This is a genomic window from Micromonospora hortensis (genome assembly GCF_022230935.1).
Lineage (GTDB): Bacteria > Actinomycetota > Actinomycetes > Mycobacteriales > Micromonosporaceae > Micromonospora > Micromonospora hortensis.
In genome coordinates this window covers 32,661-45,677 of the sequence record NZ_JAKKFE010000024.1, presented here as the reverse complement: position 1 = coordinate 45,677, position 13,017 = coordinate 32,661, and the positions used below count along the sequence as shown (strand labels likewise).

Below are 13,017 nucleotides of genomic sequence, written 5' to 3'. Positions count from 1 at the left end.
GCCGAGAAGGTGTCTGACCGCTTCGTCTACCACTGCACCCTGCGCTGGTCCGACCTGGACGCGTACGGCCACGTCAACAACTCGCGCTTCCTCACGCTGTACGAGGAGGCGCGGGTGGCGTTGATGTTCGCCGGCGGCCGGGCCTGGGGCGTCGGCTCGTTCGCCGACGGGGTGGTGATCCGCCGGCACGAGGTCGACTACCTGCGCCCGGTCGACTACGCGCTCGGCCGGGCCACCGCGGAGGCGGCGCCCACCGTCCGGATCGAGCTCTGGGTGGAGGAGATCCGGGCCTCCCGGTTCACCGTCGCCTACGAGTTGTACGACGGTGAGGTGCTGGCCAGCCGGGCCCGCTCGGTGCTGGTGCCGTTCGACCTGACCCGCCAGGTGCCCCGGCGGATCACCACCGAGGAACGGGACTTCCTGCTCACGTACGCGCCGCGGGGCGGTGTGGTGTGACCCGGCCGGGCACCGCCGAGCCGGGCCGGACGGCGGCGTCCACCCACGGTGTCGCCGGGGTGGCGGACGCGGGCGCCTTCCTGGCCCGGCTGGTCCGGTTGGATCCGGTCGCGCCGGTCCGGTTGCGGCCGGCCGGCGCACCGGGCCGGGTCGCCCTGTGGGCGCGGCTGCCGTGGCAGGTCCTGGTGGTCCGCACGGTTGCCGGTGGGCCGGCCGACGGCGTCGCTGAGGACGTCACCGTGGCGGCCGCGGAGCTGCTCGCCGAGCTGGAGCGGGGCGGCGTGACCCTGCCGACCCGCCGGGACGCCCAGTGGCGGTGGCCGCTGCCGCCGACGCGGAGCCGCCAGGTGGAGGCGTTGCCCGTTGCCGAGGTGCGACGGATCGCCGACGCGGCGGCGGGCACCCTGCGGACGGCGAGCGAGCAGGGTGTGGCCGGCCGTGCCGTGGGCCAGCGGGCCCTGCGTGACGCGTTGCTCGACCACGTGGCGGTGCTGATCACCCCGGACGGGACGCCCGCCGCGCCGGTCGAGGTGCCGCAGCGACTGGTGCAGGGGGTGGTCCGGATGGGCTTCCTGGGCGCCGCCAGCGGCTCGGCGGCTGGCGAGGGTGGGGACGCCGTTCAGGTGCGGGTGGCCGGTCGTTGGGTCGGCCTGGTGGGACCGCACGGAGCGGCTTGGTTGCAGAAGGCCACGGATCTTGCCGTGACACCCCTGAACGCTCGTCCGAACGGATGACCCCGGATCATTCTTCTGGTCAGGGGCGGTCGTTGGGGGGGTGCTTCAACCCGGCTGTCCGGGTACCGTCCATCCTCGGATCCAACGCACCGTAGGCGACTGGATCCGCTGGGGAGTGAGGTGCGCGAGCGATGCCGTGGTGGTCATGGCGCCCCGGTCCCGCCGACGGCGGCGATCCGGAAACCCGAAGCGGGATCACAGTCGACAACGCGGTCCGGATCGGGCCGCCCAGCCCTCGCCAGCCGGGGGACGACTGCCCGTCCAACGAGCGGCCCGTGCTGACCGAGATGCCCGCCACCGTGGAGCCGGTGAGTCTGCGCCGGGTCTGTGACGCGCTCGATCTGCTCGACGTGCGTTATCTGGCCGACGGCGACGGCAACCTGCTGGCGATGTGGGAGCGGCACGCGGTGCTGGTCACCCTCGAAGGGCCGGAGGACGAGATCCTGGTCATGCGGGCACGTCCGCATGCCACGGTCCCGCCGGACTGGGCCGACCGGGCGTACCGGGTGGTCAACGAGTGGAACCACACCCGCCGGTTCTGCAAGGCGTACATCGGTGACCCGACCGAGCGCGGTCAGCTACCGATCTACGCCGAGCTTCAGGTGCCCCTGGGCGCCGGCACCCACGACGCGCTCCTGGTCGAGATGCTCGACTGCGGCGCGGCGGTCGCCACCAGCTTCGTGGACTGGCTGCACGACGAGGGCGCGCTGCTCTGACGACGCTCCGGATGGGGTGGGTCAGCCGCCGTTGGCCGGGTCGTCCTCGACGTTGACCATGAAGTACGCGGCCCGCTCCAGGTAGTCCCAGAGGGTTGCGGCGATCTCCGGCTCAAGGTCGAGCCGGTCCACGGCGCGGCGCATGTTCCGTAGCCAGGCGTCCCGTTCGGCCGCGCCGATCCGGAACGGCGCGTGGCGCATCCGCAGCCGCGGGTGCCCGCGCTGAGCGGAGTACGTGTTTGGCCCGCCCCAGTACTGCATCAGGAACAGGGTCATCCGGTCCGCGGCCGGGCCCAGGTCCTCCTCCGGGTACATGGGTCGCAGCAGGGGGTCGGTGGCGACGCCGGCGTAGAACTCGTCGACCAGCTTGCGGAAGGTGGGTTCGCCGCCGACCGCTTCGAAGAGGGTCATCGACGCACCGGGACGGTCGGATTCACCTGCGGAAGTCACAGTTCCATCCTGCCAGGTGCGCCCGGCGCCGGCCCGACCCGCACGACGTGCGTCGGATCACGCCGGGTCGACAACCCCGAATGTCGGGCACCCGGCGTTTGTGGGTGGAGGTCGCTTCGGCCGTCAGGTGACAGCGTGCCGGCGGTGGCCGTCACCGGCATGCGGGTCGGACGTGCCTCCCACCGGGCGGTCGCTGGCCGGGTCGCCGAGCCCGGAGGGCGGCGGATCGGCGTTGGCCAACGAGGCGGCAGTGATCGCTTCGTCCACCGTCTGCCGGTCCGGCCAACGCAGCGTGGCGACCGCCATCAGCACCACCCCGGCTGCGCTCCAGACCCCCACCACGATCGGAATGGGGAAACGTTCGGCGAGCAACCCGGTGACCAGCACCGCGAGGCCCTGAATGACCTGGATGCCGGTGGCCATCACCCCGAAGGCGCGGGCTCGGAAGCCGTTGGGCAGCGCCTGGACGAACAACCCGTTGGCCATCGGCATCATGCCGGCGACCGCGAACCCGCAGAGCGAGGCGAGCAGCGCGACCACCAGCGGCGGGGGGTCGAGCAGCACCGGCACGAGCATCAACGGGGCGAGCACCGCGAGTGGCCGCATCAGCTTCAGTCGGCGAGCCGGCCCGAACAGGCGACTCACCAGCAACCCACCGACGATGAAGCCGATCGGATTGGCCACCATGATCGCCGCCTGTGCGGTGCCCGCGCTCAGCGCGCCACGGCCCTCTTCGTTGGCCCAGGCTGCGGCGAGACCCTCGGGAACGATCGAGAAGAGCATCGAACTGAACACCAACACCGCGATGGCCCGCAGCACCGGTGTGCGGAACACCATGCCGAACCCCTGCCGAGTCTCCTGCAGCAGATGGCTGCGGTGCTCCGGGTTCATCATCGCCGGGCGGTCGCGCACACCCAGGCGAACCAGCAGCGCCGAGACACCGAACGTGACCGCGTTGAACAGCAGCGCCGCCTCCGGGTCGACCGCGGCGACAGCGGCGCCGAAGACGTACCCCACGACCTGGGCGGCCTGCCCGACGCTGCTGTTCAGTGACAGCCCCAGCACCAGTCGGTCCCCGGTGAGCAACTGCGCGATCAGCGCGGACTTCGCCGCCTGGCTCGGCGGGTTGGCCAGCGTGGCGGCGAAGATGAGCACCAGCACCGCCTGGTACGGCAGGCCCGGAATGGCGATGAGCAGCATCAGCGCCATCCGGATGAGGTCGCATGCCACCATCACCCGTCGGAACGGGTACCGCTCCGCGAGTGCGGCGAGCACGGGACCGCCGAGCAACCAGGGCAGGAAACTGACAGCGAAGGCAGCCGCGGAGAGCGCGACGGACCGGGTCTGCTGATAGACGAGCAGGGTGACGGCGGCCTTCGCGACATAGTCGCCGATCCAGGAGAGAGCGCCGGCCACGAACACAGCCCGGAACTCGTGCTGGCCGAAGACTTCGCGGAATGTGGCGGGGCCTTCCGCAGAAGGTCGCTCCTCAGGCACCGTCGCCTCCATCGGCCCCGGCTCGGCCGCTCGTGGCAGCCCGGCCGGAAGCGCTCGTCAGATCTACGGATCAGCGAGGATGTGATCACGCTTTGGTGGGAACGCGTGCTCCGGATTCTGCCCGATCGTCTGACAACTAGCTAGGTCGAACGGGTCGTTCGTCGCCTCCCCGACTGAACGAACGGACGATACCCGAGGGGCCGGCCGGATCGCGACCCCTGAATTGCCGGACAGTGTCGGCGGTGTCAGGTGGCGCCGCCCTGACCGGTTTCACCTTCCGGCAACGGCCGGGTCGACAGACCGGGATAGATGCGGGCCGCGGCGATCTGCGCGGTGATCCCCGAATTTTCCAGCGCCTCGGCGAGACGCCGACGCAGTTCCCGGCCCACCGCGAACTGCCCGTCCGCGGTGGTCTTCACCACGGTGCGGATGACCGCGCCGTCCACCGTCACCTGCTCGACACCCAGCACCTCGGGCGCCTCCACGATCTCCGGTGACAGCTCCGGGTCCATCGCGATCGAGGCGGCCGCGGTCCGTAGCACCGCCGTGGCCTCCTCGGTGCTGTTGAAACCGATGGGCAGGTCCACCACCACGAGAGCCCAACCCTGGCTCTTGTTGCCCACCCGGATGATCTCGCCGTTGCGGATGTACCAGAGCACGCCCCGGCCGTCGCGCACCGTGGTGACCCGCAGGCCGACCGACTCGACCACGCCCATCGCCTCGCCCAGGTCGACGTTGTCACCCACGCCGTACTGGTCCTCGATCAGCATGAACAGGCCGGCGATCAGATCCTTCACCAGGCTCTGCGCGCCGAAGCCCAGCGCGACGCCGGCGATCCCCGCGCTGGCCAGCAGCGGCGCCAGGTCGAAGCTGAACTCCCGCAGGATCATCAGTAGCGCGATGCCGAAGACGAAGGCGGTGGTCAGGCTGCGCAACACCGACCCGATCGCCTCGGCCCGCTGCCTCCGTCGCTCCGGCACGAACTCGGCAGGGTCGACAGCGGCGGTGGGTACCCGCTCGCGCAGCGGCCGCAGCATCGTCGGCACCGCACCGTCGGTGGTCGTTCGCACCAACCGGTTGATGGTCCGGTGCAGCGCCCAGCGGGCCACCATCGCCAGCGCCAGGATCAGCAACACCCGAAGCGGTTTGAGCAGGATCCAGTAGCTTCCCTCGGCGAACCAGGCCGACCTGGTGATGTCGTAGATCCACTCGCAGGAGGTGCTGCCCTGGCAGCTCACCGAGACGGCGTCGGACAGGGCTAGGGGCGTCACGCTGGCGGCACTCACTATGTCTTCGTACCGCAAGGAGCCCGAGCGTCCGCCGCCGACCCACCGACCGGCGGACCGGTCGTTGCGAGCATGGCGACTGGAGAGGCGGAGCGCGCGCGTCGACCCGATGGGCGCAAGGGCCTGGACCGGTTGGGGTGGCAGTCGCGCGGAGCAACCAGGCCGAAGCGGTGCGTTCGGCATCGATTCCGTCCCAGCGCGGGTGATCCGCTTACCAGAAGAGAGATTAGTACGTGAAGTCCCCGAAAGGCGGGGGTAGACCGACGCTGAGCTGGGAGAACGCTCCGTAAAGATCATCGGGCACAACCAGGGCACAACTTAGCTTCGATCTTGGATGGCCGATGACCCTGACCGTTGGCCGTTGGCCTGCCGTAGGAGCTGGCCGACTAGGCCGCGCGGCCGGTCACTCTTCGGTATCCAGTGCACGTAGGTTTCCAGCGTGATCCGCAGACTCGCGTGCCGTAGTGCCTTCTGCACGTGCTGGGGTTCGACACCGTTGCTGATCAGCGTGGTGGCGAAGAAGTGCCGCAGTGAGTGGAAGGTGCCCTGCTTGGGCCAGCCCGCAGCGCAGCGCCAGTCCTCCCACAGCTCCGACCAGTAGCGATCCGTAAGCAGCTTGCCTCGGGTTGAGGTGAACAGGAGTGCGGCCGGCCGAGTCACCGGCTTTCCGCTGGTGATGTCCGGAAGCTGGAATTCGACGGGGCCGACCTCCCTGATGTGGGCTGCCAACTCCTCGGCGACGACGGCGTCCAAGTCAACCGTCCCGGCTGACCCACTCTTCGGTGCGGAGAGGTAGAAGCCTCCGAAATGCTCGGGAGAGTGCCGCAACTGCTGGACGACGTGAAGCTCTTGACTGCCAACATCAAGGCGACCCGCGTCGCGGGCCGCTCGCGCCGCCGAACCTGGGCCGGGCCGATGGCCCGCCGCTCGCGCCTTAGGCCTGCGGCCACGGCGCGATCGGTGATAGCCCGCCGGCGGCGCGACATACGACGAAGCCCCGGGCCGCCATGAGTGCTGGCAGTTTCCGGGGCTTCAGTGCTCAGGAGTACAAGGGCGGCCTCCGGCGGGGGCCAGACGACTCCGAGATGGAGTTGCCGCACGGTTGCGGTTGAGGGGTGTGAGGTGGGGTGCCATCCCGCCCGCCACCGACCCAGGCGGAGCCGAGCAGATCAGGGCTAGGGTGCCAAGGTCGTTCGTCCGGTAGGGCGCTCCACCTTGGCGCCCAGGCGGTGTCTTCAAAGGATTTTGGTGTCGGATGATGTAGGGCGTGGGTCGTCGCTATGAGTTGTCTGACGTCGAGTGGGATGCGTTGTCGAGGTATCTGCCGTCGGCGGTGACTGGTGGTCGGCCTCGGGTCGATGACCGGCGGGGTCCTCAACGGGATCGTGTGGAAGATCCGGGCCGGGGCGGCGTGGCGGGATGTGCCCGCCCGCTACGGATCCTGGCAGTCGATCTACACCCGTTTCCGCAGATGGGCCCTGGACGGCACGTTCGAGCGGATGCTCGCCGGGGTCCAGGCCGACGCGGACGCTGCCGGGGACATCGACTGGCTGGTGTCGGTGGATTCCACGATCGTGCGTGCTCATCAGCATGCCGCTGGCGCTAAAGGGGGCATCGAGAAACGGACGAACCACAAGATCACGCCCTCGGTCGAAGTCGAGGTGGACTGACCACCAAGATTCACCTCGCCTGCGACGGCCTGGGTCGGACCCTGGCGTTCGTGCTCAGCGGCGGCAACGTCAACGACTGCAGCCGCTTCACGCACGTCATGGCAGCGATCCGGGTCGAGCGGTCCGGACCCGGCCGACCTCGGGTCCGGCCCGACCATGTCATCGCCGACAAGGGCTACAGCTCGAAGGCCATCCGTGAGCACCTGCGGCGGCGCGGCGTCGGACACACGATCCCTGAGCGCGCCGACCAGCAGGCCAACCGCCACCGACGAGGCAGCCGTGGCGGCCGACCACCGGTGTTCGACAAGCAGCTCTACAAACGGCGCAACGTCGTGGAGCGGTGCTTCAACCGGCTCAAGCAGTGCCGCAGCGTGGCGACCCGTTACGACAAGACCGCGACCTCGTTCCAGGCCACAGTCACTATCGCCGCGCTACTCCAATGGTTGTGAACCCTTGAAGACACGGCCTAGCCCTGATCTGCTCCACGGTGTGTGGGTCGGCGGCAGACGGGATGGCGCAAGCAGGTAGGCGGTGAGCGCTGGTTGCTTGACGACGACGATAGAAGTAGGGCATGAGCGAGCGCGGTTTGCCATACGGCGCAATCAACATCAATTGTCAGTGTTGCGGGTTGCTGCGACGGGTCCGGGACCGTGACGGGAATGTGCCCAAGCTTTGCGACGAGTGCGCCCAGCACCAAGGCCAGTTGCCGGAACGGCGGGCTCAGCGGGCCGAAGAACACGAACGGGAGTTACGCCGCTGGCTTGACGCCTGTCGCGCGAGTGAGGCGAAGTCGAGAAGGGTCGCCGATGCCGCAGGTGACCGTATCGCCTCCGCTTTGGCGAGCCGGGGTGCTCTGGCTAGTCGGTTGTACGAGGCCGGCCAACGGGCGGGCCACTCGTGCCCGACAAGTCAGATAGCCCTCGATCCGAAGGTCATCAGATGGGCTCAGGTGCACCGCGAAATCAGCAGAAGCAGCCGCGGTTACCTCAGCTACGAAGACGATGAGTAGCGCGGGCACAACGGCGACACCCAAGCCAGACCTCAGGCCTTCTCGTCCGTGCAGCATCCGTCGGAGCAACCCGAGGTCTGGCCGTCGGCATCGGTGGCCGGGAGGGGCGCGCAGTCGTCGCAGTGCTCACCGCGCCACGCCTCGATACCTTCCTTAACGGCTACCCCCGCGATAACGAGTGCGGCGATCGGGTCGGCCCATGACCAACCCCAAGCGGCGTTGAGGACCAGGCCCACGAGCAGCACCGCAGACAGGTAGGTGCACAGCATCGTCTGTGTCGAGTCGGCCATGACTGTTGCCGAGCCGAGTTCCCGGCCGGTGCGACGCTTGGCCCGAACGAGCAGCGGCATCACAAGTAGCGACGCCACGGCAAGGCCGATGCCAACTGGGCTAGCCTCAGCGTCTTCCCCGGATAGCAGCGAGCGGCCGGCATCGAAGGTAACCCAGGCAGCCAGGGCGAAGAACGATGCGGCGATAAGCCGTAGCGCCTGTCGTTCCCTGTTTTCCGGCACCCGTGAGCGGAACTGCCAGATCAGCACCGCTGCGCTGGACACCTCGACGAACGAGTCCAGGCCGAAGCCGATCAAAGCAGTGGAGGAGGCCGCCGCGCCAGCGGCAATCGCGACCAAGCCTTCAAGAAGGTTGTAGCCGGCGGTGGCGTAGGCCAACCACAGGCTGCGGCGTGAGAGCGCCGCACGCCGCTCCGGAGTCAGCAAGGACGTGCTCATGCGTTCACTCCCGAAGTGGTGGAGTCGGAGGAAGTCCCGTAGACCGGGCAGAGGGCGACGGCCTCGCCGGTGGCAGCGAGGACCAGTTCCGCCGAGCGCAGTAGATCCAGCAGCTCGGGCCGGGTGAGGGCGTAGAACGACTGGCGACCCTCCACCCGGTAGTCGATCAGGCCACAGTCACGCAGGCACGCCAGGTGTTTCGACACCGTTGACTGCGCCAGCCCCAACTCGCCGGTCAGGTCGACCACCCGAGCCTCACCGGACGCGATCCGTCGCAGAATCGCCAGCCGAGCTGGATCCCCGAGGGACCGGAACAGCGCCACGGCCGGAGCCAGGCCGGGGGTGCAATCAATCGCCATGGCGCGATGATAGCCGGATTCAGCGATGATTGGGAAGGTGTCGGCATGACCCTCGAAGGCGGTGGGGTGAAAGATCATCGGGCACAGATCCGGCACAACTGAGGCCAACAAGGGCTGTCAACCAATGTCAGGCAACGGCAGAGTTCTCCCAGGCCGGGACGGCGATCCGCCCGGATGCGGATGATCCTCATACCCTATGAGGGATTAGTACGTGCAATCCGGGGTCCGATCAGGGACTATTGGCGCAACGGACGTCGGTGATCGGCCCGGCGTCGACCGTGTGGGCCCCTGTGCCCGGCCCCGGTCGGCGGCGGTCCCCAGCAGCCGCTGAACCGGGAGGGTGAGCGCGATGCCTGACATACGACCCACGGTGGGCTCCGGCGCGTTGGTCCTCAACGCCACCTACGAGCCGCTGTGTGTCGTGTCGGTGCGCCGCGCCGCGATCCTCGTCCTCTCCGCCAAGGCGGTCTGCGTCGCCGACGGTGACGGCATCCTGCACAGCGCCCGGGACGCGCTCCCGGTGCCATCAGTGGTCCGGCTGACGCGCTTCGTCCGGGTGCCGTACCGAACGCATGTCGGGCTGTCCCGCCGGGCGATCTTCGCCCGGGACGGGTGGCGGTGCGCCTACTGCCGGGGGCCGGCAGAGACCATCGACCACGTCTTTCCGCGCAGCCGGGGTGGCCGGCACGCCTGGGAGAACGTGGTCGCCGCGTGTGCCCGGTGCAACCACACCAAGGGCGACAAGACTCCGGCCGAGATGGGGTGGCGGTTACACGCGTTGCCAACCGCCCCGAAGGGCACCGCCTGGCGGGTGCTGGGCCACCGCGCCCCCGACCCCCGCTGGGCCGACTGGCTGGACCTGCGGGAGCCCGAGGCCGCGGCCTGACCCCGCAGCGTGGTCAGGCTCCGGATTGCGGGCGGGTTGCCCGGCGCGCTGCGCGTTCGTGGCGGTCGACAGCTCGGCGGTACGCGATCGCGAGTAGCCGGTCGATCTCGGGCAGCAGGTGCGGACCGGGCATGACGATGCTGGCGAAGCCGTACTGCGCGTAGCCCGGGTGCGGCACGAGGGTGTCCAGTCGGGCGAAGTCGAACTCGTGCCGATGCTCCTCGAATGCCTTGGGCGGGAAGCCGAACAGCCGCTCGAACTCGGCCCGGCCCAGGTCCAGGTTGAGGCGGAAGACGCCGGGGCGGTCAAGCTGTGCGGCCTCGTCGAAGCCGGGCACGTCGTGCTCGACGATGGTGGCGAACGGCTGGCGGCGGTCCGGGCCGACGAAGAAGAACCGGTCGCCCCAGGCCGCCTCGGGTGATCCGTTCTCCTCGCTCGCCACGACCTGCTCGACGTCGGGCAGTGCGGCGATCCGATCGGCGAGCACTGCCGTGTCGACACCGGTCGGAACGTGCAGGACCGCGTCGGCGTGTTCGATGGTGGCCTGGTCCAGCGGGAAGTAGCGATAGTCGTGGGTCCGCTGCTCGGCCGCTGCGATGTCGGACGTCGGCAGGTAACGGGGAAGGCTAATCTCCTGCTGGAGTCTGCCCTCGTAGGTGGCGGCGGCGGGCGGCCCGATGCCGAGCGCCGGGCTCGCGCCGAGGCTGCCGGCGATCACCGCGTACCGGTCGCCCAGCAGCGACGCGACGATCGCGCCGGCGCCGGCCCAGGACACCTGCGTCTCGGCCAGCGTCATCGTGCTCTGGTGGCGTTGGAGGTGCGTGTTGTGCGCGAAGACCAGTGTGGGCCCGCGGTGTGCCTCGGCCGATCGGATCGCGAGCAGGTTCTCGGCCATCAGCGCGTCCCGGACCGCGGCCAGGTGGGCGAAGCGTTCCTCCTGGGCCAGTGGTGCGGCGGCCGCGGCGTGGTACCGCAGCAACGCGACAGCGGCCGTGGCGTGCACGAATGCCGCCGGCCAGCCCACTGACTTCCCCGGCGCCCGCAGGTACAGCTCGGTCAGCAGGTCGTCGGCGAGCACCCGCAGTCGCTGGGCGTCGGTCGAGCGCCCGACCGATCGGCCGGGCTCCCAGATCGCGGCCGTGTCACTCCACCGCGCCTCGTCCCCGATCAGGTCGTCGATCTCGGCAGCCCGGTCCAGGTCGAGGAACCGGCAGACCTGGGTGAGGTGCCAGCGCGGGCTCGGAGCACTCTCCAGCTCTACCGGGGCGTCGAAGCCGTGGAACGTCAGGCGCTCGGCGACCGGCCGTCCAGCGTTCCACTCCCGCATCCGCAGGAGGAGGTCGCGGTTCGCCGGGGCTGCCCCGAAACCGTGGCTGAACCCTTCGGCGAGCGCCCGGTCGAGCGTCACGTCGGCGACGCCCTGCACGAACTCGTCGGCGATCAGCCCGGCCGCCCGGTCGCTCTCCACGGCGATCGAGCGGTAGCCGTGCTCGATCAGCGACAGAAAAGCCTCGTTGCGGAGTTGGAGGAAGGCGGACTCACCGTGCGTCGGTTCGCCGAGCGCGAGCAGGTCCGGGGTTACCGCCAGCAGGTCGAGAAAAGATGGCATTCCATGAACCGTATCGTTGAACCAGCGGTTGAGACTCACGAGCGGTGGAGCGCGGTGACAGCCCCAAAACCTTCAAACCCACTGGTACGCCGGCCGGTCGACCTCGCGCGCGCCCACGGCCTCTCCGCGCAGGCAGTTCGCAACTACGAACGAGACGGCGTCCTGCCTCCGGCCCAGCGCACCCCGAACGGCTACCGTCGTTTCACCGAGCTGCACGCCAAGGCGCTGCGTGCCTACCTCGCGTTGATCCCGGGCCACGGCTATGCGGCCAGCGGCGAGATCATGCGGGCCGTCAACCGCGGTGAGATCGACACGGCGTTGCGCACCATCGACAAGGGGCATGCCCTGCTCCAGCGCGATCGGGACACCCTGGACGCGGTCGAGGCCGCGGTGGCGACGCTGACCGGAACGAGACCGCAACCGCAGAGCCAGAAAGCCGTGCCGATCAGCGTGGTGGCTCACCGGCTCGGTCTTCAGCCAGCCACGCTGCGCAAGTGGGAGCGGGCCGGGGTGCTGCGACCGGTACGTGATCCGGTGACTCACTACCGGCTCTACCGTCCCGACGACGTCCGGGACGCCGAACTGGCCCACCTGTTGCGCCGCGGCGGGTACCGGCTCGACCACATCGCCGGCGTGCTGCGTCGGGTGCGCGACGCCGGCGGTGCCGAACCGCTCGCCGCGTCGCTGAGCCAGTGGCGGCAACGGCTCACCGAACGAGCCCGGGCCATGCTCACCGGCGCCGCCCGGCTCGCCGATTACGTCGACGCCGGTCAGCCGCCTGAACGTGCCTCGACCAGCGAGGCGAACACCACCACGTTGTCCGCGTAGCCGGTCTCGCCGCCGACCCACTGGCCGCCGCAGGTGATCAGTCGGAGACTCGGGCGGCTGAAGTCGCCGTACACCTCGTCCACCGGCAGTCGGCCCTTGTCGAACTTCTCCACGGAGTTGACCTCGAAGACCGCCACGCGCTGGTCGGTGCGGGTGACCTCGATCTCGTCACCGGAGCGCAGCTCGCGCAGTTTGTGGAAGACCGCCGGTCCGCTGGTGGTGTCGACGTGCCCGACGATCACGGCTGGGCCGTACTGGCCCGGGGTGGGCCCCTGGTCGTACCAGCCGGCCTCCTGGGCGCGGGCCGCGTCCGGCACGGCGATCGTGCCGTCCGGGGCGATGCCCACGTCGTGTACGGGTGCCCGCACGTCGATCTTCTCGATGGCGAGGCTGGTCGGATGGCTGGCCGGTAGCACCGGGAACTTCTTCGGCGGCGGTCGCAGTCCGGCGCTGAGCCGGTCCGGCAGCAGGCTCATGCCGGTGACCTGCTCGACGCCGAGCATCGCCACGATCAGCACCATCAGCGCCGCGATGGCCAGCACCGGGAACCCGGGGCTCGTACCGAACCGGTGTCGGGCCGACGACGGCCCGGCCGGACGCCGCGGCGGCAGCGGGCGGGCGGCCGGATCGGCGGTGGTGACGCTGGCCGACACGGCCTGCCCGGCGATCCGGCGCAGCCGTCCGGAGACGCGGACCACCAGCCGGCCGGACGCGCGCAGCGCCGGCCCGGCCCGGAGGCGGGCGCGGCGATTCGGCCGCGCACGCGCGGATCTGCGGGTCATGGGTGAT

Annotated in this window: 13 protein-coding genes and 1 pseudogene; 6 read left to right on the top strand and 8 right to left on the bottom strand. The window is 69.8% G+C overall.

The window, feature by feature from the left end:
- Positions 1-9 precede the first annotated feature (9 nt).
- The 3 genes from NIE111_RS17770 (at position 10) to NIE111_RS17760 (ending at position 1,906) form a co-directional block, all read left to right on the top strand.
- Positions 10-456: an acyl-CoA thioesterase gene (locus tag NIE111_RS17770; protein WP_238685458.1), complete on the top strand. Its 447-nt coding sequence runs from the start codon at positions 10-12 to the stop codon at positions 454-456.
- Entirely contained in the window at positions 453-1,190 is a 738-nt protein-coding gene (locus tag NIE111_RS17765) for a DUF8185 domain-containing protein (protein WP_238685457.1), read from the top strand. The genes NIE111_RS17770 and NIE111_RS17765 overlap by 4 nt, the downstream gene beginning before the upstream one ends.
- Before the next feature lie 131 nt (positions 1,191-1,321).
- Positions 1,322-1,906 (top strand): type III secretion system chaperone family protein, encoded by a 585-nt coding sequence (locus NIE111_RS17760; protein ID WP_112676053.1) that lies wholly within the window; start codon positions 1,322-1,324, stop codon positions 1,904-1,906.
- A 21-nt stretch (positions 1,907-1,927) separates the two neighbouring features.
- Here the strand turns inward: NIE111_RS17760 and NIE111_RS17755 are convergent, their stop codons facing one another.
- The 4 genes from NIE111_RS17755 to NIE111_RS17740 form a co-directional block, all read right to left on the bottom strand.
- Complete coding sequence (locus tag NIE111_RS17755; RefSeq protein ID WP_307850661.1) at positions 1,928-2,356, bottom strand: globin; 429 nt, start codon at positions 2,354-2,356, stop codon at positions 1,928-1,930.
- Between the two features lie 123 nt (positions 2,357-2,479).
- Positions 2,480-3,865, bottom strand: coding sequence for an MFS transporter (locus NIE111_RS17750; protein WP_238685456.1), 1,386 nt, complete (start codon positions 3,863-3,865; stop codon positions 2,480-2,482).
- Positions 3,866-4,098: 233 nt separating this feature from the next.
- On the bottom strand, positions 4,099-5,157 hold the full coding sequence (locus NIE111_RS17745) for a mechanosensitive ion channel family protein (RefSeq protein WP_266304605.1): 1,059 nt from the start codon (positions 5,155-5,157) through the stop codon (positions 4,099-4,101).
- Between the two features lie 300 nt (positions 5,158-5,457).
- On the bottom strand, positions 5,458-5,892 hold the full coding sequence (locus NIE111_RS17740) for a tyrosine-type recombinase/integrase (RefSeq protein ID WP_238685455.1): 435 nt from the start codon (positions 5,890-5,892) through the stop codon (positions 5,458-5,460).
- A 514-nt stretch (positions 5,893-6,406) separates the two neighbouring features.
- Here NIE111_RS17740 and NIE111_RS17735 point away from each other — a divergent pair.
- Positions 6,407-7,258 (top strand): annotated as a pseudogene (locus NIE111_RS17735) (IS5 family transposase).
- Between the two features lie 592 nt (positions 7,259-7,850).
- On the opposite strand, the gene NIE111_RS17730 reads toward NIE111_RS17735, so the two are convergent.
- Entirely contained in the window at positions 7,851-8,546 is a 696-nt protein-coding gene (locus NIE111_RS17730) for a cation diffusion facilitator family transporter (protein WP_238685454.1), read from the bottom strand.
- Entirely contained in the window at positions 8,543-8,905 is a 363-nt protein-coding gene (locus NIE111_RS17725) for an ArsR/SmtB family transcription factor (protein WP_238685453.1), read from the bottom strand. Before NIE111_RS17725 ends, NIE111_RS17730 begins: the two co-directional genes overlap by 4 nt.
- Before the next feature lie 349 nt (positions 8,906-9,254).
- Here NIE111_RS17725 and NIE111_RS17720 point away from each other — a divergent pair, with 349 nt between their 5' ends.
- Positions 9,255-9,791 carry an HNH endonuclease gene (locus tag NIE111_RS17720; protein ID WP_238685452.1) on the top strand — a complete coding sequence of 179 codons (537 nt, stop codon included), beginning with the start codon at positions 9,255-9,257 and terminating at the stop codon, positions 9,789-9,791.
- A 13-nt stretch (positions 9,792-9,804) separates the two neighbouring features.
- On the opposite strand, the gene NIE111_RS17715 is transcribed toward NIE111_RS17720, so the two are convergent.
- The gene (locus tag NIE111_RS17715) at positions 9,805-11,400 is read right to left on the bottom strand and encodes a DUF6194 family protein (protein WP_238685451.1); all 1,596 of its coding nucleotides are present in this window, start codon (positions 11,398-11,400) and stop codon (positions 9,805-9,807) included.
- 54 nt (positions 11,401-11,454) lie between these two features.
- Here NIE111_RS17715 and NIE111_RS17710 point away from each other — a divergent pair, with 54 nt between their 5' ends.
- On the top strand, positions 11,455-12,228 hold the full coding sequence (locus NIE111_RS17710) for a MerR family transcriptional regulator (RefSeq protein WP_238685450.1): 774 nt from the start codon (positions 11,455-11,457) through the stop codon (positions 12,226-12,228).
- On the opposite strand, the gene NIE111_RS17705 is transcribed toward NIE111_RS17710, so the two are convergent.
- A complete protein-coding gene (locus NIE111_RS17705; protein ID WP_238685449.1) occupies positions 12,171-13,010 on the bottom strand; it encodes a class F sortase in 840 nt (279 codons plus the stop codon). The genes NIE111_RS17710 and NIE111_RS17705 overlap by 58 nt on opposite strands.
- Positions 13,011-13,017: the final 7 nt, after the last annotated feature.

Coding starts and splice junctions, on each gene's coding strand:
- NIE111_RS17760 (WP_112676053.1), top strand. CDS start 1,322: ATGCCGTGGTGGTCATGGCGCCCCGGTCCCGCCGACGGCGGCGATCCG.
- NIE111_RS17750 (WP_238685456.1), bottom strand. CDS start 3,865: ATGGAGGCGACGGTGCCTGAGGAGCGACCTTCTGCGGAAGGCCCCGCC.
- NIE111_RS17730 (WP_238685454.1), bottom strand. CDS start 8,546: ATGAGCACGTCCTTGCTGACTCCGGAGCGGCGTGCGGCGCTCTCACGC.
- NIE111_RS17725 (WP_238685453.1), bottom strand. CDS start 8,905: ATGGCGATTGATTGCACCCCCGGCCTGGCTCCGGCCGTGGCGCTGTTC.
- NIE111_RS17720 (WP_238685452.1), top strand. CDS start 9,255: ATGCCTGACATACGACCCACGGTGGGCTCCGGCGCGTTGGTCCTCAAC.
- NIE111_RS17715 (WP_238685451.1), bottom strand. CDS start 11,400: ATGCCATCTTTTCTCGACCTGCTGGCGGTAACCCCGGACCTGCTCGCG.
- NIE111_RS17705 (WP_238685449.1), bottom strand. CDS start 13,010: ATGACCCGCAGATCCGCGCGTGCGCGGCCGAATCGCCGCGCCCGCCTC.